At 69.3% G+C, this 24,090-nt stretch carries 14 protein-coding genes; 12 read left to right on the forward strand and 2 right to left on the reverse strand.

What is annotated here, in order from left to right:
• Window positions 1-159 precede the first annotated feature (159 nt).
• Window positions 160-4,500 carry a family 43 glycosylhydrolase gene (locus QRO03_RS07210; protein WP_285136838.1) on the reverse strand — a complete coding sequence of 1,447 codons (4,341 nt, stop codon included), beginning with the start codon at window positions 4,498-4,500 and terminating at the stop codon, window positions 160-162.
• A gap of 373 nt (window positions 4,501-4,873) precedes the next feature.
• On the opposite strand from QRO03_RS07210, the gene QRO03_RS07215 reads away from it, so the two are divergent.
• The 12 genes from QRO03_RS07215 (at window position 4,874) to araA (ending at window position 20,406) form a co-directional block, all read left to right on the forward strand.
• Entirely contained in the window at window positions 4,874-7,855 is a 2,982-nt protein-coding gene (locus QRO03_RS07215) for an immunoglobulin-like domain-containing protein (RefSeq protein ID WP_285136839.1), read from the forward strand.
• 312 nt (window positions 7,856-8,167) lie between these two features.
• Window positions 8,168-8,806 (forward strand): hypothetical protein, encoded by a 639-nt coding sequence (locus QRO03_RS07220; RefSeq protein ID WP_285136840.1) that lies wholly within the window; start codon window positions 8,168-8,170, stop codon window positions 8,804-8,806.
• Window positions 8,807-8,933: 127 nt separating this feature from the next.
• The gene (locus QRO03_RS07225; protein ID WP_285136841.1) at window positions 8,934-10,049 is read left to right on the forward strand and encodes a hypothetical protein; all 1,116 of its coding nucleotides are present in this window, start codon (window positions 8,934-8,936) and stop codon (window positions 10,047-10,049) included.
• The gene (locus QRO03_RS07230) at window positions 10,046-10,288 is read left to right on the forward strand and encodes an LPXTG cell wall anchor domain-containing protein (protein ID WP_285136842.1); all 243 of its coding nucleotides are present in this window, start codon (window positions 10,046-10,048) and stop codon (window positions 10,286-10,288) included. The genes QRO03_RS07225 and QRO03_RS07230 overlap by 4 nt, the downstream gene beginning before the upstream one ends.
• A gap of 195 nt (window positions 10,289-10,483) precedes the next feature.
• A complete protein-coding gene (locus QRO03_RS07235; RefSeq protein ID WP_350224125.1) occupies window positions 10,484-11,515 on the forward strand; it encodes a LacI family DNA-binding transcriptional regulator in 1,032 nt (343 codons plus the stop codon).
• 198 nt (window positions 11,516-11,713) lie between these two features.
• A complete protein-coding gene (locus QRO03_RS07240) occupies window positions 11,714-12,721 on the forward strand; it encodes a substrate-binding domain-containing protein (RefSeq protein ID WP_285136843.1) in 1,008 nt (335 codons plus the stop codon).
• A 112-nt stretch (window positions 12,722-12,833) separates the two neighbouring features.
• On the forward strand, window positions 12,834-14,405 hold the full coding sequence (locus QRO03_RS07245) for a sugar ABC transporter ATP-binding protein (protein WP_285136844.1): 1,572 nt from the start codon (window positions 12,834-12,836) through the stop codon (window positions 14,403-14,405).
• Window positions 14,405-15,442, forward strand: a complete 1,038-nt coding sequence (locus QRO03_RS07250; protein WP_285136845.1) for an ABC transporter permease — start codon at window positions 14,405-14,407, stop codon at window positions 15,440-15,442. Before QRO03_RS07245 ends, QRO03_RS07250 begins: the two co-directional genes overlap by 1 nt.
• On the forward strand, window positions 15,439-16,491 hold the full coding sequence (locus QRO03_RS07255; protein WP_285136846.1) for an ABC transporter permease: 1,053 nt from the start codon (window positions 15,439-15,441) through the stop codon (window positions 16,489-16,491). The genes QRO03_RS07250 and QRO03_RS07255 overlap by 4 nt, the downstream gene beginning before the upstream one ends.
• Window positions 16,488-17,249 (forward strand): L-ribulose-5-phosphate 4-epimerase, encoded by a 762-nt coding sequence (locus tag QRO03_RS07260; protein WP_285136847.1) that lies wholly within the window; start codon window positions 16,488-16,490, stop codon window positions 17,247-17,249. The genes QRO03_RS07255 and QRO03_RS07260 overlap by 4 nt, the downstream gene beginning before the upstream one ends.
• Window positions 17,246-18,853, forward strand: a complete 1,608-nt coding sequence (locus tag QRO03_RS07265) for a xylulokinase (protein ID WP_285136848.1) — start codon at window positions 17,246-17,248, stop codon at window positions 18,851-18,853. The genes QRO03_RS07260 and QRO03_RS07265 overlap by 4 nt, the downstream gene beginning before the upstream one ends.
• A 41-nt stretch (window positions 18,854-18,894) precedes the next feature.
• The gene (araA, locus tag QRO03_RS07270) at window positions 18,895-20,406 is read left to right on the forward strand and encodes an L-arabinose isomerase (RefSeq protein WP_285136849.1); all 1,512 of its coding nucleotides are present in this window, start codon (window positions 18,895-18,897) and stop codon (window positions 20,404-20,406) included.
• A gap of 685 nt (window positions 20,407-21,091) precedes the next feature.
• Here the strand turns inward: araA and QRO03_RS07275 are convergent.
• The gene (locus QRO03_RS07275; RefSeq protein ID WP_285136850.1) at window positions 21,092-24,019 is read right to left on the reverse strand and encodes an immunoglobulin-like domain-containing protein; all 2,928 of its coding nucleotides are present in this window, start codon (window positions 24,017-24,019) and stop codon (window positions 21,092-21,094) included.
• Window positions 24,020-24,090: the final 71 nt, after the last annotated feature.

A 24,090-nucleotide genomic window follows, 5' to 3' on the forward strand; every position in this document is an offset into this window, starting at 1 on the left:
GCGGGTTCGGGGGAACCCTGGTCGGTGGGTGAGCGTGAACTCGCATCTACGCTAACCCGGTCCTGTTCTCGGTAACAAGAGGTTTTCCTGGGAGAACGACAAGTGGGCCCCGGCCGAAGCCGGGGCCCACTTCCTCACCGACTCGTGAGGCTCATCGTGTCAGCCGCACGTGCGCGCGCCGTACGTGGTCTTCACCTCCGTCGCGGCACCTCCCGCGTCGGTGGCGGTGACCGTCACCGCGCCGGCCGCCAGCGACGGCTGACGCACCGTGAAGCTCTGCGTCGTCGTCTTGCCCGCGGCGAGGGAGGCCACCGTCTTCGACCCGTGATCCGAGGTCATCGAGAGCGACACCGGGGCATCGTCGCGGTTGGTGACGGAGACGGTCAGCACGACCTTGCCCGCCACGCACCGGCTGGTCGCCGCGGCCGTGACCTCGGGACCCGCCGCGGGAACGGTCTGCGGCTTCACGCTCTCGAGCGTGGGGGTGACCTTCTGCATGAGACCGTCGGCGCCGAAGGTCACCTTGTCGATGGTGGTCTCGCGGTTGTTGCCGTTCCCGCCCGGGATCGCGAAGCGGTGGTAGGCGATGTACCAGTCGTCGGTTCCGGGCACGTTGATGATCGAGCTGTGACCGGGCCCCTTGATGCCGAGGGACAGATCCTTCTCGAGGATCACGCCGCGGTAGGTCCAGGGCCCGTTCATGCTCGTCGCGGTCGCGTATCCGACGCGGTAGTTCTCCGATCCGGTGTCGTCGATCGCGTAGGTCAGGTGGTACAGACCGTTGCGGTAGTTGAAGAAGACGCCCTCACGGAAGTCGGTCAGCCCGTTGATCCGCTGGTACGTGCCCGGCTTGATCGACTTCATGTCATCGGCCAGCTCCGCCAGCACGGGGGAGCCGTTGCCCCAGCCGAGGTACCACTTGCCCGTCACCGGGTCGTGGAAGGCGGCGGGGTCGATGGCCTGGCCCGAGGTGACGGCCTCGTTGTTGAGGATCATCGCGTTCGGCTCGGCCGTGAAGGGCCCCTCGGGGCTGTCGGCCACGGCGACGCCGATCGTCTTGCGGTCGACGGCGGCGTTGTGTCCGCTGAAGTAGAAGTAGTACTTCCCGTCGCGCTCGATGATGGTGGGCGCCCACGCGTTGCCCGTGGCCCACGGCACGTTGCCGTTGGCTCCGTCGAGCGTGAGGAACGGCTTGTCCGACCGGGTCCAGTCGGTGAGGTTCTTCGACTTCCAGACGTAGAACTCCTTGCCGCCCCAGCCGGGGAAGCCGTCGGACGTGGCGTAGATGTAGTACGTGTCGCCGAACACCGCGATGTTCGGGTCGGCGTACAGACCGGGCAGCACGGGGCTGTTGACCACGCGCGCCTCGATCTTCCACTCCGCCTTGGCACCCTTGGGTGTCGTGACCGTGTACGTCACTGGCTTCGTGAGGTCGACGGTGGTGCCCGAGGCGGGCGACACCGTGGAGCCGGGGACCGTGGTGAAGGTGGGTGCGAGCTTGGACACGTCGGTGCCCTTGACCACCGGCAGGATCGCGGTGCGCGCCTTGCTGTCGATGATCGGCGCCATCTTCAGCTTCTCCGGCTGCGTGAGCGACACGTCGAGCAGCTGGTCCTCGACGCCCGCGTTCTGCAGGATCTCGGTGTTGGAAAGCGCCCGGTTGTACACCCGCACGTTGTCGAACCAGCCCTTGAAGGCGGGGTCGCCGCTGTAGAAGGACTTGCCGAGGTACCCCGCGAGGTTGGTCCCGAGCTCGCTCACCGAGGTGTTCAGCGCCAGGTTCTCCGACACCTTCACCCCGTCGATGTACATGCGCATGGTCTTGCCCTCGTAGACGAGGTCGTACTTGTGCCACTGGCCCTGGGAGATCTGACCCGACACCGCCGACTCGTTCTGCCACGACGCCTTCGTGATGGCGTTGCGGGCCTCGCTGCCGCGCACCCGCAGGAACGAGTAGCGGTCCTGGTTCTGCCCGAACGCGAAGGTGAAGAAATTGCCGCTGGAGAGCTCCGACTTGATGTCCAACGACACCGTCATCGTGTCGCGGCGATCGAAGAAGCCGGTGGGGAACGAGGCGAACCCGTTGGCCGCTCCCGTGAGACGCAGGGCGGAGCCCTTCTCGGCGTCCGTCGCGACGGATGCCGCGCCGGAGGCGGTGAGGTCGGCGTCGCCCACGGTGTCGGCGAGCGAGCCGTTCTCGAAGGTGTACTCCGCGATCGGACCCTGTTGAGGCTGCTCGGGCTCGGTCGGCTCGACCGGCGCGTCGCCGTACTTCGCGAGCAGGCGCGCCTCCTCCGCCTTCGACAGGCGCAGCACCGAACCGTGGCGGAACTTCTCGTCGAACGAGAACTGGTTCGCTCCCGATCCGGCGCTCAGCTGGGTGTACTTGTTGCTCGCGAGAGTGTCGGCGGTGTGGGCGTAGTAGTTGAACTCATCGCCCATGACCGACCAGCGACCATCGGGCAGCTGGTAGACGGTGAGGCCCTCCATGCGGCCGCGCAGACCCGCCGCGGCAGCTTGCCCCGGAGCGATCTTCTGCGTCCACGGACCGTCGAGCGACGGGGCGGTGTCGACGACCGTGTCCCAGTCGGAGGTCGAGAACCGGTAGTAGGTGTCGCCTTCCTTCGCGATGGTCGAGTCGATGATGTTGCGACCGCCCTGGCCGTCGCCCTTGGGGTTCAGCGTCGTCCAGATCTCGGGCTTGGTGAACGTCGTGAAGTCTCGGGTCTTGGTCAGGTACATGCGCAGCGCCCAGTCGGGCGTGTTGTTGTCGGTCTGGTCGCGAGCGGCCCAGTACACGTAGTACTCACCGGTCGCCTCGTTGTAGATCGCCTCGGGCGCCCACACGCAGCCGGCCTTGTCGAAGCCGGCGAAGACGATGCGCTGGTCGCTCCAGTTCACGAGGTCGGTGGATTCCCACACGACGATGTTCTGGCTGGCGTTCAGCTGGTCCCAGCCCGAGCCACCCGCGCCGCCGCCTTCGGCGTGCAGGTCGGTGCCGATGATCCAGTACTTGTCACCCTCGGGGGAGCGCACGAGGTGCGGGTCGCGCACGCCGAGGTCGCCGCCCAGGTTGGCGAGGATCGACTTGTTGTCGTTCAGCTTCTCCCAGTGCAGACCGTCGGTGCTGTGCCCCATGAAGATCTTCTCGTAGCCGCCCTCGGTGGCGAAGTGGGTCCACAGGTAGCCGGCCGTGTAGTCCTTGTCGAGACCCGCCGGAGCGGCCTTGACGGTGACCTCGATCTGTCGGGTGACGGAGGTTCCGGATGCCGCGGCGGTCAGCGTCACCTTCGTGTCGGTCGCACCGCGCGTGACGACACCGGCGGCCTTGCCGCCGGCCGGGGCCGTCGAGACCACACCCGACGGCGAGGCAGACCACGTGATGGCCGTGCCGTTGACCGACCCGGTGGCGGGGAGGGTGATGTTGCCGCGTACGTCGGTGGCGTTCGGGATGCTGATCTTGTCGAGATCGGCCTTCGCGAGCTCGGCGCCACCCGGCATCGCGGCCACGGTGACGGCGAACGTGCGGGTCTCGGTGGCCGAGCCGCGTGTGAGGGTCGCCGTCAGCGTCGCGGTGGCGGGCTGCTGCCCGGCCGCCGGGCGCGTGACCTTGCCGGCCGCGCTCACCGCGGCGGTGTTGCTGGAGGCCCAGCTGATGGCGGCTCCGTTGACGCCCGTCGCGGGAAGACGCAGGTCGGCGGTCACGGCGCTGAGGTCGCCGAGCGAGAGGGCCGCGGCGTCGCGCTGCAGGCGGGTGGTGTCAGTGGGTACGAGGGCGGCGACATCGGATGCCGACAGGGCGGCGTTGTAGACCCGGAAGTCGCGCACGCTGCCGGCGAGGCGGCGGTCGGCGTTGTAGACCGAGCGGCCGATGTAGTTCGCGGCGGTGGATCCGCCGCCGATGGCGCTCGGCTTCGTGGTGACGCCGGTGGCCTGACCGACCTGGGCGCCGTCGAGGTAGAGGCGAGCCGTGTCTGTGGCGTCGTCGAGCGTGTAGGTGAGGGTCTTCCACACGTCGCGCTGCAGGTTGGCGTTGCTGTTCACCGTCTGCTCGGTGCTCCAGTTGCCGGTGGCGATCGACGACTTGAACGTGTTGCCGGTCGCGTACAGGTATCCGTTGCCGACTCCGGCGGCGTCGGTGTTGCCGAGTCCGTAGATGAAGTACGGCGTGCCCTGGTCTGCGCGCACCAGGACGTCGGTGCTGATGGTGATCGAGTCGAGGCCCGCCAGCAGGTTGTCGGGGAGGTCGACGTAGTCGTCGGTGCCGTCCAAGCGCACGCCCTCGCCGCCCGTCAGGGCCGCGCCGCCGACGTAGGTGGCGTTGCGACCCTTGCCGGACGCGTCGACGGCCGTGGTGCCGCTCGCGTCGGTGAGGGGGTAGTGGGCGACGAGTCGGTCGTCGGCGGCGGCAGCGGGCTGCGCGGCGACGAGGGCGCCGGTCAGCGCCAGGGCCAGTGTCGCGACGCTCGCGAGCGCGCGGCGGGGCAGGGGGTGCTCCATTGCGATCCTTTCGGGCGGCCCTCGTTGGCCGTCGTCATGCGGGGATGCTGAATGTTATCGCTCACAGGCGGCTGAAACAAGACCTCGCAGCCTCACCGCCCGCGCGGGCGGTGACGCAGCGGGTGCCCGTCGCAGTCGCACGGGAGCACGCGGATGTTGACGTCAACGAATGATTGCCCCGCGCGACTGGTACCGCTAACGTGTGCAGCACGATCGGCATCCGCCGTCGCCTCACGGGAGCGCGCGAGCGCTTCCGAGGTCGTCCTTCCCGGGGGCGACCGACGCGCCGCCGCCTCGGCGCACCACCCCACCGCTTCGCCTCGGCCCCCACCGTCGAAGCCGCGCGCACAGCGCCGAGAGAAAGGTCTCGAAGATGAGATCACCGGTCACCCGCCCACCCCGAGCCGTGCGTTCGCGTCGTGTGTCGAAGGCGCTGACCGCGTCTGTCACCGGCGTGCTCGTCGCCTCGACGATGAGCATGGTCGCGCCCGCCGCGCACGCCGCCGACGTGCCGGCACCGACGGCGCACTACGACATGTCGCACTCCGGCACGTCGCTGCTCGACGTCTCGGGCAACGGTCGCAACGCCTCGCTCACCGGTTTCACCGACGCGTCGTTCGCCGACGCCGCCGGTGACTCCGTGCTGCGGTTCAAAGCCGACGGCTACGCCGCGCTTCCCAAGGGCCTGGTCACCGGAACCGACAACGACTTCACCGTCGAGTACACGGTCGCGGCACAGTCCGCGGCGAACCACTTCGGGTGGGTCATCGGCGACGGCGTCGGGCCGTGGAACACCACGCAGCTCGGCAACCACATCTTCCTCAGCCCGCGCTCGGCGCAGGGCGGCTACACCGACCAGGTGCTCGCGGCGATCCGCGTCAAGAGCGGCACGAGCAACGGCGAGACGCGCATGCCCGCGGGCGGCGGGCTCAACCCCGGCTTCACCACCCTCACGATGGTGGGCGCGGGCAACACCCTGACCCTCTACCGCGACGGCAGCGTCATCTCGACCCTGACGCACGCGAACTCGCTGAGCTCGATCATCCCCTCGGGCAACGTGCTCGGCTACCTGGGTCGCTCGCTCTACCAGGGCGACTCGCTGCTGCGTGCCGACGTCACCGACGTCAAGTTCTGGGACGCGGCGCTCACCTCCGACCAGGTCGGGTCGAGCATGCCGACCGCGTCGCAGAAGTCGTCGACCACCTCGGCGCTGCTGCGCGGCGACGTCGCGGCCACCATGCTGCGCTCCAACACCTCGCTCGACAGCGTCTCGAGCAACCTCAACCTCGCCTCGTCCGTCAATGGCGTCGCACTGACCTGGGCGTCGTCCAACCCGGCCGTCGTGTCGACCACCGGTGTCGTCTCGCGCTCGATCACGGCGAACACCCCCGTGACCCTCACGGCGACGAGCTCGCTCGGCGTCCTGACGTTCGACGTCACCGTGATCGCCCCCGACGTCGCAACCGACCTGAATGCCATCTCCCTGGCATCCCGCACGACCGAGAACCTGCCACTGGCGACCAAGGGCGCCGTCAACGGCGCCGCGATCAGCTGGACCTCGTCGAACCCCGCGCTGGTCACCTCGACCTCGGCCGCGTACGTCGCTCCGGCCGTGGGTGCCGCCGACCCGTATCGCGGCGGCGGTCTCGTCGCACGTCCCGCCTACGGCGCGGGAGACGCGAAGGTCACGCTGACGGCGACGGCCACCCTCAACGGTCAGTCGGCCCAGAAGACGTTCGACGTCACCGTCGCCGAGAAGGGTCGCTGGGCTCCGGATGCCGGATACGCCGCGGCGTACTTCAAGTCCGACGGCGACGAGAAGATCTACCAGGCGGCGACGTCGGGCAACGACTTCTTCTCGTTCTCGCCGGTGAACTCGGGCCAGCCCGTCATCACGTCGACGACCGACACGAAGGGTCTGCGCGACCCGTACATCCTGCGGTCCAAGGACGGCGACAAGTACTACATGGTCGCCACCGACCTGTGCATCAGCTGCGGCACGGGCTGGGGTCCGGCGCAGTCGAACGGTTCGCTGAAGATCGAGGTCTGGGAATCGACCGACCTGGTGAAGTGGGACCGCACGAACGGAGCCAACGAGGGCATCACGGTCAACCAGCCCGAGGCGGGCATGACCTGGGCGCCCGAGGCGTACTGGGACGACGCGCTGCAGTCGTACGTCGTGCACTTCTCGTCGCGTCTGTACAACAGCGCGGCCAAGACGAACACCGATAACCTGCACGCCCGGGTGTTCTACGTGCTCACGCGCGACTTCAAGACGTTCACCTACCCGCCCACCGAGTGGCAGAACACCGGCTTCGCCCGCATCGACTCGACCGTGCAGAAGATCGGCGACTACTACTACCGCTTCACCAAGAACGAGGAGGGCGGCGCAGCCGACGGCCTCGAGGCGGGCAAGGACATCTTCCTCGAGCGGTCGAAGGTGCTGACCGCGCCGACGACGCGCTCGAACTGGAACGCCGACCCCGAGAAGACGTGGCAGCTCACCGACACCTACATGACCCGTCTCGAGACGAACGAGGTCGGCGAGGGTCCGCAGATCGTCAAGCTCAACGAGGGCGACCCGAACAACGCCGGGGGCGACGGATACGCCTTCCTCGTCGACAACTTCGGGGCGGGCGGCTACCGCGCGTTCGTCACCACCGGTGGCGCCATCGCGAGCAGCTCGCAGAACGACCGTCTGTCGCGTCGCGCCGACTGGAACGTCCGACCGGTCGGCGGCCTGCCCGCCAGCCCGCGTCACGGTTCGTTCGTGAGCGTGAACCAGTCGGTCCTCACCGCGATGCGCGAGTGGACGTCGGTCAAGGCGGTCGCCTCGACCACCACCCTCACGCGTGAGGGGCGGACGGCCACGGCCGTCGTCGCCGCCGCCGACCGGGGCGACGTCGCGGGCACCGTGACCTTCACGGGCGAAGGCTGGACGCAGACGGTGAAGCTCAGCCAGCGCTCCGCCTCCGTCGAGGTGCCGGCCACGGTGCGATCGGTGACCGCGCGGTACGACGGATACACCGACGGCCGGGTCACCGCGTCGTCGTCCGACCCGCTGTCGCTGGGGCTCGACCTGTCCGCCGCCGTCGCCAACCGCTGCATCGCCGGAAAGGTGACGCAGGTGGTCACGGTGACCAACGCCGACTCCGTCGCGGCCGACGTCACGGTCGCCGGCGCCTTCGGCAGCAAGAAGATGACCGTCGCCGCGGGCAAGACCGCATCGGCGACGTTCTCGACCCGCGCGACGTCGGTCGAGGCCGGCACGATGTCGATCGACGCAGTCACCAGCGGTACCAAGAACGACGCTACGACGTTCACCGTGCCGGCCCCCCGGGGCAGCTGCGGCTGATCCCACGTCACCGGTGGGCGGCCCGACTCGTTCGGGTCGCCCGCCGGCGCGTGCGTTGTCCCGAAAGCCCCTGGGGTCGGGCGCCACCGCTCGTGAGGGCAGTGGTGCCGCGGCCCACGCGCGCTTCGCCGCGCACCCCACGATCCCGATTCCCCGTCCGCTGACGAAACTCTTGTCATCGGATGGTGTTCTCGCTAACATTCATGATGTCGCGGGGCGGGGATGACCCGGATCCTTCCCGCAACGACCGGAGCGTCCGGTGAGCTTGCTAGTCGTTCGACGTCGGTGTCGAGCGAAGAAACGGAGTACACAATGAAGTTTTCCAAGGGTGCCGCGGCTCGTATCGCCGTGGCTGCTGCCGGTGGTCTGGTGCTCGTGGGCACGGCTGGTGCCGCGTTCGCCGCCGAGGTCGACGACTCGGACGTCAACGTCAACGTGCAGATCGCGCCCGTCGTGGGCCCGGGCAGCCTGAGCCTGACGGTCGCCGGCACGTCGGCCACCCTGACGGAGTCGGCATCCGGTGACGCCGACGTGCGTCAGTTCGACGGCGCGCTGCCCACCGTGACCGTCACCGACACCCGCGACGTCGACGACATCCCCGCGAACCACGCCTGGTACGTGGTCGGGCAGGCCTCGGCCTTCACCAGCCCCGGCGGCGCCACCATCTCCCCCGATCACCTGGGCTGGACCCCCCGCGTCGTCGACGGCGGCGACACCGGCCTCGTGGCCGAGGGTGAGCCCGTCGGCACGTCGGAGGACACCGGCGCCGACGCCGTCGGCCTCGTAGACCAGGAGCTGCTGTACCTCACGGTCGACTCGACCGACGTCCGCGCCGATGGCGAGTCGTCGTGGACCGCGGACGCCGCGCTGGTGTTGAAGACCGGCTCCGACGTCACGCCCGGCGCTTACTCCTCCACGCTGACGCTGTCGCTGTTCGAGGACGTGTACTGAGTCGCCTCGGCGTAAGCTCGACTGACCCGTGGGCCGAGTCCTCGATGAGGGCTCGGCCCACCTCTGTACGCGCGACGACGACGTCGCGATAGACGAAGATCCGGGATGGTGACGTAGCGACATGTTCGTGATCCGTACATTTCTCACGCGCATGGCCGTCGCTCTGGTGGCGGTCACCGCGGCGGTGTCCTTCGGGGCGACCGCGGCGTCCGCGGCATCCCCCGACGACATCACATGGTCCGTCACTCCGGCCGACGCGTCCGGCGCCGACAATCGCGGCGTCATCGAGCAGGAGATCGACCCCGGGGCATCGCGCGCGGACTTCCTCGCCGTCCGCAACCTCAGCCGCACGGAGGTGACGTTCGCCCTTTCCGCTGCGGACGGGTACTACACCGACAAGGGGCGGTTCAACATGCTGCCCTCCGATAAGGAGTCGGTCGACGCGGGTCTGTGGATCGACCTGCCCGACTCGGTCACGGTCGGCCCGAACGGCACCGTCGTCGTGCCCTTCACCACCACGGTGCCGGAGGGTGCCATTCCGGGTGACCACGCGGCGGGCATCGCCGCATCCGTCTCCTCCACCGGTACCGACGCCGGCGGCTCCCAGGTCGGCGTCGAGAGCCGCGTCGGTTTCCGCGTGATGACGCGCGTCACCGGCGACATCGTCCCCTCGTACTCCGTGTCGGGAGTCGAGTCGGGGTACGACCTGTCGTGGAACCCGTTCCGCCCGGGCTCCGCGAACACGTCGTTCACGGTGGAGAACACCGGCAACGCCAGCCTGCTCGTCACCGGGGTGACGACGATCGGCACCGGGTCCGCGGCCTTCCCCGCCGAGGGTGCACCACGACAGGAGCTCCTGCCGGGGGAGTCGCGTTCGTTCACCGCCGAGGTCGCCGACGTGTGGCCCACGTTCTTCGTGCCGGGATCCATCGACCTGGCGCCGACGGCGACCGATCTGGGCGGCGGTGCCGTCGAGGTCGCACCCCAGTCGGCGGATGCGTCTCTCTGGGCGCTCCCCGTGCCGCAACTGCTCGTCCTGCTCGGGATCCTGCTCATCATCGCGGCCCTGTTCTGGCGCCGTCGCCGCTTCTCCGCCGCCCTCGACCGCGCGCGCGAAGAAGGGCGTCTCGCGGCGAACGGCCCCGCCGATGTCGCACTCGCCGACGTCTCGCCCGCGGCGACCGGCGCGGGTCCCGTCCGCGCTGAGGCCGCGGATGCGCCCCCGGCCGAGGGGCGCCGGTGACCCTCGCCGCGACGGCGCCGCAACGAGACGACATCGTCTCGATCCACGTCGACATCGTGCCTCTGCCGACGCACCTGCCCACAGCCCCCGCGGGTGCCGTGCCGTCGCCGTCCGGTGTGCCCGACCACGGATGGCTCGCGGCGACCGGCTTCGAGCCGGCCTGGCTGATGGCCGCCGGGGCCGTCGTCGTCGTGGCCGTCGGCGTGGCTCTGCTGCATCGTCGCCGCCGCCGCGCGTGAGAGCGCGGCCTCTTCGCGACGCGTGTCGCGGGGCGGCCGGGGCAGGGGGCGCAGACCCGTCGTGCGGCCGTGGGGCGTGCGGGCCCGGCGCATAATATGGAATGTTGTGATCAGGCCTTTCTTCGGCGTGGTCCGTGGCCTGCCGTGTGCGTCGGGATCGTCCGGTGCGCACCTCGCCCATGATGTTCGGATCGGATGACCTCAATGCCCCAGTCCTCGAGTCGCGGGTGGCAGCGGCCCAGCATCTACGACGTCGCGCGTCGCGCCGGTGTGTCGCACATGACGGTGTCACGGGTGCTGAACGGTCATCCGAACATCCGCGAGACGACGCGTGCGCGCGTCCTGCAGGCGATCGAGGAGATGAACTACACGCCGAGCTCGATCGCGCGGGCCCTCGCCACACGGAGAGCCCGTCGGATCGGCGTGCTCATCGACGGCCCCGTGCAGAACGGTCCGAACAGCACCCTCCGCGCCCTCGAGAAGGCCGCGCGAGAGGTCGGCTACGCCGTGAGCGCGTTCTCGATCGGCGATGACGACGCGTCGCAGATGGACTCCGGCGTGATGGAGCTCGTCACTCAGGGGGTCGACGCGCTGTGCGTCATCGCCCCGCGCGAGTCGTCGCTCGATCTGCTGCGGCAGCAGACGACGGGACTCCCCACGATCGTCATCAAGGCCGAGGCGGATGCCGCGTGGCACACCGTCGGCGTCGATCAGCGTGAGGGCGCGCGACTGGCTGTGCGTCATCTCATCGGTCTCGGACACCGCCGCATCGCCCACCTGGCGGGTCCGATGGACTGGTTCGACGCCCGCGAGCGCATGGAGGGCTGGCGCGAGTGCCTCGCCGAGGCGGGTCTGCCGGAGGGACCGATCATCATCGGCGACTGGACGTCGGATTTCGGCTTCGAGTTCGGGAAGTCCTTCGACCTCGCCGACACCTCCGCCGTGTTCGCGGCGAACGACCAGATCGCGCTGGGCGTCATCCACGGGCTGCACGGTCGCGGCATCCGGGTCCCGGAAGACGTGAACGTGGTCGGGTTCGACGATCTGTCCGACGCGCGACACTTCCTCCCCCCGCTCACCACGGTCCGCCAGAACTTCGCCGAACTCGGCGAGTTGGCGCTGCAGCAGCTCATCGCCGCCATCGAGGGCGACACCGATCCGAGCCACGACACGATCCAGCCGAAGCTCATCGTGCGCGAGTCGACGACGGCCGTCGTACCCGGCTGACGCCTCCCGATCGTCGCGCCCGAACGGCCCGATCGGGCCGTGATCGAGTTGTGATCTGAAACCGGGAAATTCTCGTGAAAAAGTCTTGCGCTCTTGAATGTTAGCGCGCACACTGGTCAATACCAGGAGTGCCGCTCACAGCTGCACAGCATCCCCTCTCCAACCCGAATGCTGGAGAGATCTCAAGGAGGAGAACAAATGTCGATTTCGAAGCGCATGCGCGGCGTCGTCGGATTCATCGGTGTGGGCGTCGTCGCCCTGGGCCTGGCCGGCTGTGCCGGTGGCGCCGACGCGGGCAGCGACGGCGGTGCCGCCGATGACGGCGTCACCACGGTCGGCTTCGTCGCCGTCGGCCCCGAGGGCGGATGGCGTAACGCCAACGAGCAGGCGATCAAGGACGCGTTCACCGCGGATGCCGGCTTCGACCTGAAGTACGCCCCGGCGGCCAGCCCCAGCGACCAGAAGTCGCAGCTCGACGCCTTCGCGACCTTCGTCAACGACGAGGTCGACGTCATCCTGCTCACGGCCACCGAGGCGTCGGGCTGGGAGTCCTCGCTCGAGCTCGCCAAGGAAGCGGAGATCCCGGTCGTGCTCCTCGACCGCGGTGTCGACGCGTCCGACGACCTCTACGTCACGCGCATCGCCCCCGACAACAAGCAGGTCGCGGAGTCGGTCGGCTCGTGGGCCGTCTCGGCCTTCCCGTCGGGTGCGAAGTACTTCGTCCTCGAGGGCGTCCCCGGCCTGTCCGTCGTGAACGAGCGCAACGAGGGCTTCGACGCCGAGGTCGCCAGCGCTTCGGGCTTCACCAAGGTCGGCGCTCAGACCGCCAACTGGAAGACCGACGAGGGCAAGTCCGTCGTCGAGACCGTCCTGAAGGCCAACAATAACGACATCCAGTTCATCTTCGCCCAGAACGATGAAATGGGCATCGGCGCCGCTCAGGCCGTCTCCGCCGCGGGCCTGACCCCCGGCACCGACGTCAAGATCGCCACCATCGACGGCACCAAGGGTGCGCTCGAGGCCCTGGCCGCCGGCCAGCTCAGCTTCGTCGCCCAGTACAACCCCTTCTTCGGTGACACCGCCGTCGACGCCGTGAAGTCGGCCATCGCCGGCGACACCGTCGAGAAGACGATCATCGTCGACAGCGCGACCTTCGACTCGCCCGAAGCCGCCGAGACGGCGCTGTCCGAGGGCCTGGGCTTCTAAGCCCCGTTCCACCCGCTCGACAGCACCACTTCAGGAGTGGGGGCGGCCTGCCCGGGCTGCCCCCACTCCGCATTCCCCACCCGCTCCGTACCAGCGAGGAAGTTCGTCAGCGATGACAGAATCCCTACCGATCGTCGAAGTCCGCGGCGCATCGATCACGTTCCCCGGCGTCAAAGCCCTCGACGAAGTGAACTTCCGACTCCTGCCGGGAGAAGTCCACACCCTCATGGGCGAGAACGGCGCGGGCAAGTCCACCCTCATCAAGGCGCTCACCGGCGTCTACCAGATCGACTCCGGATCGATCCTCATCTTCGGCGAGGAGCGACGCCTGACCGGCACCGCTTCGGCGCAGGCGGCCGGTATCTCGACCGTGTACCAAGAGGTCAACCTCTGCACGAACCTCACCATCGGCGAGAACGTCATGCTGGGCCACGAAGTGCGCGGTCCGTTCGGCATCAACTGGCGCGCCACGCACGCCCGCGCCAAAGAGGCGTTGACCGGCATGGGGCTCGGCCACCTCGACCCCCGTGCCCCGCTGTCGTCCATCTCGATCGCGCTGCAGCAACTCGTCGCCATCAGCCGCGCCATGGTCACCGACTCGAAGGTGCTCATCCTCGACGAACCGACCTCGAGCCTCGACGCCGCCGAGGTCGAGGTGCTCTTCACCGTCATGCGTCGCCTGCGCGACCAGGGTGTGGCCATCCTCTTCGTCTCGCACTTCCTCGATCAGGTGTACGCGATCAGCGATCGCATCACCGTGCTGCGCAACGGCGGCTTCGTGGGCGAGTACCTGACCCGCGACCTCGACCGCACCCAGCTCATCTCGAAGATGATCGGCAAGGACATCGAGGCGCTGCGCGCCCTGGGCTCCAACCGTCAGGTCGACGCCCGCGATCGCAACGCGACCCCCGTCTACGCCGCCGAGGGCATCGCCCGCGCGGGAGCGCTCGCCCCCACCGACATCGAGATCCACAAGGGCGAGGTGGTCGGGTTCGCCGGTCTCCTCGGCTCGGGTCGCACCGAGCTCGCCCGCCTGATCGCCGGCGCCGACCGCGCCGACGCGGGCACCGTGCGCCTCAAGGGCAAGAAGGTCAACGTCACCTCCCCGGTCTCGGGCCTGGGCAACCACATCGCCTACTCGACCGAGAACCGTCGCGACGACGGCATCATCGGCGACCTGAGCATCCGCGAGAACATCATGCTCGCGCTGCAGGCCAAGCGCGGATGGCTGCGCCGCATCCCCGCCAAAGAGGTGGACCAGCTGGTCTCGACCTACATGGAGCGCTTCAGCGTCCGGCCGAACGACCCCGAGCGCCCGATCCGCCTGCTCTCCGGCGGCAACCAGCAGAAGGTCCTGCTCGGCCGCTGGCTGGCGACCGACCCCGAGCTGCTGCTGCTCGACGAGCCGACCCGCGGCATCGACGTCGGCGCCAAGGCCGACATCCAGGAGACCGTCGCGGAGCTCGCCGAGGCGGGGATGAGCGTCGTCTTCATCTCGTCCGAGCTCGAAGAGGTCGTGCGCCTGTCCGAGCGCATCGTGATCATGAAGGACCACGAGAAGGTCGGCGAGATCGTCAACGGCCCCGACGTCACCGCCGAGCGCGTCGTGTCGATCATCGCGGCCGAGACCGAAGAAGAGGCGGAAGCCCAGACCGAGGCCCTCGCCGAAGGAGAGACCCGCTGATGTCCGTTTTCAAGTCGCTCCTGCGCACCCCCTGGTTCTGGGGCATCATCGGCATCGTCCTGCTGCTGTCGCTGAACGTCATCAAGGACCCGACCTACCTCTCCGTCGGCATCAACCCGACCACCGGGCAGCTCTCGGGCAACCTCCTCGACATCCTGCGGGTGTCGGCGCCGATCATCATGATCGCCCTCGGCATGACCTTCGTCATCGCCACCAAGGGCATCGACCTCTCGGTCGGATCGATCATGGCCGTCGGCGGTGCCGCCGCGATGGAGCTCCTGCGTTCGCTCAACGAGGCGAGCTCCTTCGGCGCCATGTTCATGGCGATCGGCCTCGCGCTCCTGCTCGGCGCCGTCCTCGGCCTGGTCAACGGCCTGCTCGTCTCGGTCGTCGGCCTCCAGCCCTTCATCAGCACCCTGGTGATGATGCTCGCCGCCCGCGGTATCGCCCGCGTGATCACGGGCGGTCAGAACACCAACTCGCAGAACCAGCCGTTCCAGCAGATCTCCAACGGTCAGGTGCTCGGTCTCCCCATCAGCTTCGTCACCGCGATCGTCATCGTCGTGGTCGTCACGGTGATCATGCGCCGCACCGCCCTGGGCCTCATGATCGAGTCGATCGGCGTGAACCCCGACGCGAGCCGCCTCGCCGGCATCCGCCCCCGTCCGATCCTCATCACCGTCTACGTGCTCTCGGGCATCCTCGCCGCCGGCGGTGGTCTGTTCACGGTGTCGGAGGTCATGACGGTCGACGTCTCGGGCACCGGCTACCAGATGGAGCTCGACGCGATCCTCGCCGTCGTCATCGGCGGCACCTCGCTCGCCGGAGGCAAGTTCTCCATCCTCGGGTCGACCATCGGGGCGCTGCTGATCGCGACCCTGAACAAGACCGTTCTCTTCCTCGGGGTCTCCGCCGCGGCGACCCCGGCCTTCAAGGCCATCGTCATCGTGCTGCTCGTCCTGCTGCAGTCCGAGCGGGTGAGGACCTTCGTCCTCCAGGCCGGACGCCGCCGTACCCGTAAGGAGGTCGTCGCATGAGCACGACCGTCTCACCCCCGTCGCCCTCGCACGGCACCGAGGTCCCGGTGCGGGGCCTGGCGATCTCCCGCATGTGGGGTCGCAGCCAGTCCGCCGTCCCGACGCTGGCCGCCGTCGTGCTCCTCGTCGCGATGCTCGTGTACGCCGAGTTCGCGTACGGCCGCGTGTTCCACGCCGGCACCATGTCGAGCCTGCTGGTCAGCTTCGCGCCCACGATCATCCTCGCCGTCGGCATGACCATCGTCATCCTGTCGGGAGGCATCGACCTCTCGGTCGGCGCCGTCGTCGCCTTCACCTCGGTGTCGGGCGTGATGCTGATGAACAACGGCGTCAACGGCTGGGTCGCCGTCATCCTGATGATCGTGTTCGGAGCGCTGTTCGGCCTGGTCTCGGGCGTGCTCATCCAGTACTTCAACGTGCAACCCTTCATCGCCACGCTGGCGATGATGTTCCTCGCCCGAGGTCTGGCATCCATCCTCTCGACCGTGCCGGTGCAGGCGCCCGACAACTCCCCGATCCTGGTGCTCGCCACCGACTGGAAGCTGTACGACGGCCCGAAGACGAACGACCTCGTGCTCACGCCCGGCTTCTTCATCGCCGTGCTCGTCGTCGCCGCGGCCTTCATGCTGCTCCACCGCACCCGCACCGGCCGCACGGTGTACGGCATCGGCGGGGCCGAGAACTCGGCGCAGCTGATGGGTCTCCCCGTCGCCCGCACCCGCGTGCTCATCTACGTGCTCAGCGGTGCCCTCGCCGGCCTCGCGGCCGTCGTGTACACGGCAGAGGTGGGCGGCAAGGCGCAGAACGTCACCGGTATCGGATGGGAACTGGATGCCATCGCCGCCGTCGTCATCGGCGGAACGCTCCTGACCGGTGGCGCCGGGTACGTCCTCGGGTCGGTCGTCGGCTCGCTCGTGCTCGCAGCCCTGGCCATGATCATCACCAAGGACGGCGGCATCCGCCCCGAGTACTTGACCATCATCACCGGCGGTATCCTGCTCGCGTTCGTCCTGCTGCAGCGCGTGCTGACCGCGCGGCGCCGAAAATGAGCACCGTCGTCGACCCGCACCCCCTCAAGGAGAACCCCGTGGCAGCGTCCCCTGCTGACATCACCCCCGACGTCCAGGAAGCCATCGACCGCGTCCGCGAGGACGTCGCCCGGCTGCACGCCGAACTGGTGCGCTACAACCTCATCGTGTGGACCGGTGGGAACGTCTCGGGCCGCGTGCCCGGGGCCGATCTGTTCGTCATCAAGCCGTCGGGCGTCTCGTACGACGACCTGGCGCCCGAGAACATGATCCTGTGCGACCTCGACGGCAACACGATCCCCGGTACGCCGGGCAGCGAGCGCAGCCCCTCGAGCGACACGGCGGCCCACGCCTACGTCTACCGCCACATGCCCGAGGTCGGCGGCGTCGTGCACACGCACTCCACCTACGGGGTCGCGTGGGCGGCCCGCGGCGAAGAGATCCCCTGCGTGATCACGGCCATGGCCGACGAGTTCGGCGGGCCCATCCCGCTCGGGCCGTTCGCCATCATCGGCGACGACTCCATCGGTCGGGGCATCGTGGAGACCCTGCGCGGTCACCGCTCGCGCGGCGTCATCATGCAGAACCACGGTCCGTTCACGATCGGCTCGAACGCGAAGGACGCCGTCAAGGCGGCCGTCATGCTCGAGGACGTCGCGCGCACCGTGCACATCGCCCGTGAGGCGGGACCGCTGATCCCGATCCCGCAGGAGCACATCGACGCGCTCTACGACCGCTACCAGAACGTCTACGGCCAGAACACGGACGCGCGTCGGTGAGCGCCGTCACCACCTCGCCCGCCGAGGTCATCGCCTCCGGCCGCGCCGTGCTGGGCATCGAACTCGGTTCGACGCGTATCAAGGCCTGCCTCGTGGATGCCGACGAGCCCACCCGCGTGCTGGCCACCGGCTCGCACGCCTGGGAGAACCGCTACCGCGACGGCAACTGGACCTACTCGCTGAACGACGTCTGGACCGGTGTGCAGACCGCCTACGCGGCGCTCGTCGACGACGTGCAGCGTCGACACGGCGTCGCGATCGAGACACTCGCTGCCGCGGGCGTGTCGGCCATGATGCACGGCTATCTCGCGTTCGACGCGGAGGGGGAGTTGCTGGTGCCGTTCCGCACCTGGCGGAACACCTCCACCGAGCGGGCCGCCGGCGTGCTGTCGGAGCTGCTGGGCACGAACATCCCGCTGCGCTGGTCGATCGCGCACCTGTACCAGGCGGTGCTCGATGAGGAGGACCATATCCCCGACGTGGCGTCCTTCACCACGCTCGCCGGGTACGTCCACGAGAAGCTGACCGGACGCCGGGTGCTCGGCATCGGCGACGCCTCCGGCATGTTCCCCATCGACGTCGCCACCCACGACTACGACGCCGTCATGGCGGCGAAGTTCGACCGCCTCGTGGCGGAGCGGGCCCCGGGCCTGCGCCTCCGTTCCCTGCTGCCCGACGTGCTCGTCGCCGGCGAGGCCGCCGGAGAGCTGACGACCGAGGGCGCGGCGCTGCTCGACCCGACCGGCGCACTGCGTCCGGGCGTGCTCTTCTGCCCGCCCGAAGGTGACGCCGGCACCGGGATGGTCGCGACGAACTCGGTCGCCCCCCGTACCGGCAACGTCAGTGCCGGGACGAGCATCTTCGCCATGGTCGTGCTCGAGGGGCCTCTCCGCCGCGCGCACGACGAGCTCGATCTCGTCACGACCCCCGCCGGCGACCTCGTCGCGATGGTGCACTGCAACAACGGTGCGAGCGAGCTCGCCGCCTGGGTGGGACTGTTCGAACGCTTCGCGGCCATCGCCGGCGGCACGCTCGACCCCGACGAGGTGTTCGAGGCGCTCTTCGTGGAGTCGCTGGACGGCGCACCCGATGCCGGCGGCCTGCTCGCCTACAACCACCTGGCGGGTGAACCCATCGCGGGTCTCCCGGAGGGGCGGCCGCTCTTCGTCCGTACGCCCGACAGTCGCTTGACGCTGGCGAACTTCATGCGCGCGCAGCTCTACGGCGTGTTCGGCACGCTCGCCCTGGGCATGCGCGTGCTCGCCGCCGAGGGTGTGGAGCTCGACCGCATGTACGCGCACGGCGGAGTCTTCCGCACCGCCGGCATCGCGCAGCGCTTCCTGGCCGGTGCGCTGGACGCGCCGGTCGCGGTCGCGGCGACCGCGTCCGAGGGCGGGGCGTGGGGGATCGCGGTGCTCGCCGCGTTCGCCGCGGACACCGCGGGCGACCCGATCGACACCTACCTCACCGACCGTGTCTTCGCGCAGACGCCCTTCGTCTCGATCGACCCCGATCCCGAGGACGTCCCCGGGTTCGCCGCGTACCTCACCCGATACCGCGCGGGGCTCGCCATCGAGCACGCCGCGATCGCGGCGACGTCCTGACCTCGGCCGTCGCCACTCCCACCACAAGAAGGAAATCCCGCATGACCCGCACCACTCTCCGGAACGATCTCGACGGCTACGAGGTCTGGTTCGTCACCGGCAGCCAGAACCTCTACGGCGAAGAGACGCTCAAGCAGGTCGCCGAGCAGTCGCAGACCGTCGTCGAGGGCCTGAACGGCTTGCCGGTGAAGGTCGTCTGGAAGCCCGTGCTGAAGGACTCCGACAGCATCCGGCGCATGGCGCTCGAGATCAACGGCCGCGACGACGTCATCGGCGTGATCGCCTGGATGCACACCTTCAGCCCCGCGAAGATGTGGATCTCGGGTCTCGACGCGCTGCAGAAGCCGCTGCTGCACCTGCACACCCAGGCCAACGTCGAACTGCCGTGGAACGACATCGACTTCGACTTCATGAACCTGAACCAGGCCGCCCACGGCGACCGCGAGTTCGGCTACATCCAGACGCGCCTGGGCATCTCGCGCAAGACCGTCGTCGGCCACGTGTCGAACCCGGCCGTGCGTCAGCAGATCGAGGACTGGGAGCGCGCCGCCGCCGGCTGGACCGCCGCCCGCACCCTCAAGCTCGCCCGCTTCGGCGACAACATGCGCTTCGTCGCCGTCACCGAGGGCGACAAGACCGAGGCCGAGCTGCGCTTCGGCGTGCAGGTCAACACGTGGGGCGTCAACGAGCTCGTCGAGGCCGTCGAGAAGGCATCGGATGCCGACATCGACGCGCTCGTGCAGGAGTACGTCGACACCTACGACGTGGTCTCCGAGCTGCTTCCGGGCGGCGCACGCCATCAGTCGCTGCGCGACGGTGCGGCGATCGAGCTGGGCCTGCGCTCGTTCCTGGAGGAGGGCGGCTTCGGCGCCTTCACCACGTCGTTCGAAGACCTCGGTGCGCTGAAGCAGCTGCCCGGTCTCGCGGTGCAGCGCCTCATGGCCGAGGGCTACGGCTTCGGCGCCGAGGGCGACTGGAAGACCGCGATCCTCGTGCGCGTCGCCAACGTGATGGGCGCGGGTCTGCCCGGCGGTGCCTCGCTGATGGAGGACTACACCTACGACCTCGTGCCCGGTGCCGAGCGCATCCTCGGCGCCCACATGCTCGAGGTCTCGCCGTCGCTGACGTCGAAGAAGCCGCGTCTCGAGATCCACGCGCTGGGTATCGGCGGCAAGGACGACCCGGTGCGCCTGGTCTTCACCGCCGACCCCGGCCCCGCGCTGGTCGTGGCGATGAGCGACATGCGCGACCGTTTCCGCCTGACCGCGAACGTCGTCGAGAACGTCGACGCGCCCGACCTGCCGAAGCTGCCCGTGGGCCGCGCGGTGTGGAAGCCCGCGCCCGATTTCGCGACCTCGGCCGCCTGCTGGCTCGCCGCCGGAGCCGCCCACCACACCGTCATGACGACGGCCGTGGGCATCGAGGTGTTCCGCGACTTCGCCGAGATCGCCAAGACCGAGCTCGTCGTCATCGACGAGGACACCACGGTCCGCGGTTTCCAGAGCGAGCTGCGCTGGAACCAGGCGTACTACCGCCTGGCCCAGGGCCTGTAAGACCCATCGTCCCGGGCGCCGCATCGCCCCGGGACGATGCGGCACTCGCGCGTTCCGGTCACCCGGAGCGTGTGCCGCGTGCCGGTTCGCCGGCGCACGGACAGTGCCCCGGACTCGAGGTGGCGGTGGGCCATCGGAGAGTCCGGGGCACTTCTGTTTCCGGGGCATGCGTGGCGGCTCGGCCGGCGGTTCGGGGGCTTCGGGGCGGGATTCGCGCTTCGGGGCGGGTGTCGCGCGCCCCGAACGGGCGGAACGCGCCCCAAACGGCGGAACGCGCCCCAAACGGCGGAACGCGCCCCGAACGGCGGAACGCGCCCCGGACGGCGGAGCGCGCCCCGGACGGCGGAACACGCCCCGGACGGCGGAACACGCCCCGAACGGCGGAACACGCCCCGAACGGCGGAACACGCCCCGAACGGCGGAACGCGCCCCGAACCCGGATGAGGTGGAAACCGAGTGCGGTGGGGGCGTGGCGCGGTGAGGCTGCTTCTCCCCAACCCGTCGGTTGCAGGGTGCGGCCTTTCCTCCGGACGGATGCCGTCTCGCGGCGCCTCGTGGCCGCGCTGTGCCGAGCGCCCGCGAGGGAGGGAAGCCGGCGACTCGCGCCGAGAACGACAAAGGCCCCGGTGGAGGGGGAATCCACCGGGGCCTTCACCGTCTCACCAGGGGTGGACGGTGCGGGGGGTCAGCTGCAGGACTTCGCGGGGTAGGCGGCCGTGACCGTCCCCGTCGCCGATCCCTGGGTCACGTTCGCCGTCGCCTCGCCGGCGGTGACCGACGCGGAGCGGGTGGCGAAGACGGCCGAGGTGGTGGCGCCCGCGGCGACCGTCGCGTTCTTCGAACCGTAGGTCGACGACATGGCAAGCGTGGCCGCCGCGTCACCGTTGTTCACGGCCTTGAGAACGAGCTGCACCTTGCCGGCGACGCAGCGCGCCTCGGCCGAGAACTGCACCTTCACGAGCGGGCGGACGGTGACGGTGGCCTCGACCGGCATGCGCGAGTCGTCCTGTGCGACACCCGACACCGTGAAGGTGCCCGCGGCGGCGTACGCGGCGGCATCCACGGCGTCCCACTTCACGTCGACCGTCTGCACCGAACCGTCGGCCTTGGTCAGGCGCGCCTGGGGCAGCACGGGAGCCGTGCCGGCGTCGGTGGCGACGTCGATGGCATCCACGGTCTTCACCGCGATGTTCGGCGCGTACGCCTCGAGCACCTTCTGGTACTCGGCGCGCGTGACGGGGATGACGGTGCCGTGACGCGGCTTGCCGCCGTCGGCGTTCTGCGGCAGGCCCTGACGGAGCTTGCTGCCGAGCGCCTGCCAGCTGCCGGCGCGGTCGAGGTCGTTCGTGCCGAACGGCACGTAGTGGTTGGGGCCACCGTGGTAGTTCGGCTGGTCGATGAAGAGGAACCAGTCGAGGTTGTTCACGTCGCCCTCGTTGGCCGCGAAGATGTTCGCGCCCTCACCGCTGGAGTACGTGCCGCCCGGCTCGCCGTTGGGCAGGCCGCTGGCGACGCGCTCCTCGACGAGGGTCCACTGGTTCGCGGGTCCCGTCGTGCCCGGCAGCGTGCCCGAGATCGTGGCCAGCAGGTCGGTGGACTTCTCGTGGCGGATCGTCATGCTCGCCTCGTCCTTGGTGAAGCGGTGGTAGACGCCGTCCTTCTTCGCCACGGTCGAGTCGATCAGGCCGAGACCGTTGCCGCGACGCACGTCGCTCCACACCTTCGCGTCGGAGAAGGTGACGAAGTCGTCGGTGGTGGCGTACATCATGCGGTTGTATGTGACACCGGTGCGGTCGGCCACGTTGGTGGTCGGGTACAGGTTCGATGCCCAGAAGACCACGAACGTGTCGAGCTCTTCATCCCAGTACGCCTCGGGCGCCCAGGTGTTGCCGGCGAAGTCGGACGACACCTTCACGTGACGCTGCTCCGACCACGTCACCATGTCGTCGGACTCCCACACCTCGATGTACTTCGAGCCGGAGATCTGCGCGGTGGTGAAGCCGCCGGCCAGGCCCGCGACCTTGAGGTCGGTGGCGATCATATAGAACTTGTCGCCGTGGGGCGCGCGGATGATGAACGGGTCGCGCAGACCCTCGGTGCCGACGGTGGAGCTGAAGATGGGCTTGCCCTGGTTCAGGGTGTTCCAGGTCAGCGCGTCGTTGCCCTTCGACGCGGCGATGCTGACGCGCTCGGCGCCGTCACCCTCGCCGGTGAAGAAGGTCCAGAAGTACGCCTCGGTCTCCTGCGATCCACCCGGCATCGGCTGGATGCGGGCGGTGAAGCTCCGGCTCGACGTCGCGCCGCCGTTGGTGGCGGTGGCGGTGAGCTGCACGTCGACGGCGGGGGAGCCCGCGGCCGGACGCTTGACCTCGACCGTGCGGGAGTCGTCGCGGACGCCCGCGCGCAGTTCGGCGTTGGCCGCTCCGGCGGCGGCGATCGACCAGGAGATGCTCGAGCCCTCGGCGCCGGTGGTCGGCACCGAGAAGTTGCCGCGGACGTTGTCGAGGTTGCGGATCGAGACCGCGGCGAGGTCGCGCGACACCTTCTCGGCGTCGGAGAGCTGCTGCGGCACGGTCACGCGATAGGTCTGGGTGCGGGTGTCGGTGCCGACGGTGAAGGTCGCCGTCAGGGTGACCGACGCGTCGCCCGCACCGGCGGTCGGGCGGACCACGGTGGCGGTGGTGCCGTTGACGGCGATCGCCGCGTTGTCGGACGCCCACGTGACCGAGGCGCCGGCGCTGGTCGTCGGAACGGTGAAGTTCGCCGTGGCCGTCGCCGGGACGCTCACACCGGCGACCGCGCGGTCGAGTGCCTGTGCGCCGTAGAGGGCCTTGACGTCGTTCTCGCTGAGGGCCGAGGCGTAGACGGCGTAGTCGTCGACGAGACCGTTCCAGCCGGCGTCGGGGTAGGTGGAGCGTCCGAGGTACGAGACGAGGTTCTGGCCGAACGAGGCGACGTCGCGACCGATGGCGTTCTGCGCGATGCGCGTGCCGTTGACGTAAACGCTCAACTGGCCGGTGGTGCCGCTGATCACGGTCGTGTAGAGGCTGAGTCCGGCGGGGGTGCGGGCGCCGGTGGATGCCGCGTTGGTCGCGCCGGGGCCGACCTCGGTGCCCCACGGGGCTCCCGCGTTCACCGTGTTGGTGACGACCGACTTGACGTAGCCGTTGGGGTTGGCGGGGTTGAGCAGCCAGTAGCCCGAGGAGAACGAGGCGCCGGAGGCGACGGGGGCGCCGATGAAGGCGGCCGCGACGTTGCCGTTGCCCGAGCGCGGCGAGAGCCACGTCGAGATGGTGAGGTCCTTCTTGCCGACGAGGCCCGCGGTGGGGATGTCGAGGTAGGCCGCGGTGCCGGCCGAACCACCGGGCAGCGACAGGGCGCCGCCGGTGACGGAGCCGCCGTTCTGGCGGATGGTGGCGTTGTAGTTGTTGCCGCTGCTGTCGGCGACGGTGGTGCCGTTGGCGCCGTCGAAGGAGTAGTGGATGAGCGGCTGTGGACCGTCGGCGGCCTGGGCGGCCGTCGCGGTCGCGCCCAATCCGGTCAGGGAGACGGCCATCGCGGCCGAGACGGCCAGGCCCTTCCTCCACAGGGGTGAACGTGTGCGGGTGCGCATGGGCGGGCGTCCTTGCTCTCTGGGCGACGCGAGGCGCATCCGGGCCCGGGACGGCGACGTCGGGAGCGCCG

It is taken from the genome of Microbacterium sp. lyk4-40-TSB-66 (assembly GCF_030209475.1).
In the GTDB taxonomy this organism is placed as follows: Bacteria; Actinomycetota; Actinomycetes; order Actinomycetales; family Microbacteriaceae; genus Microbacterium.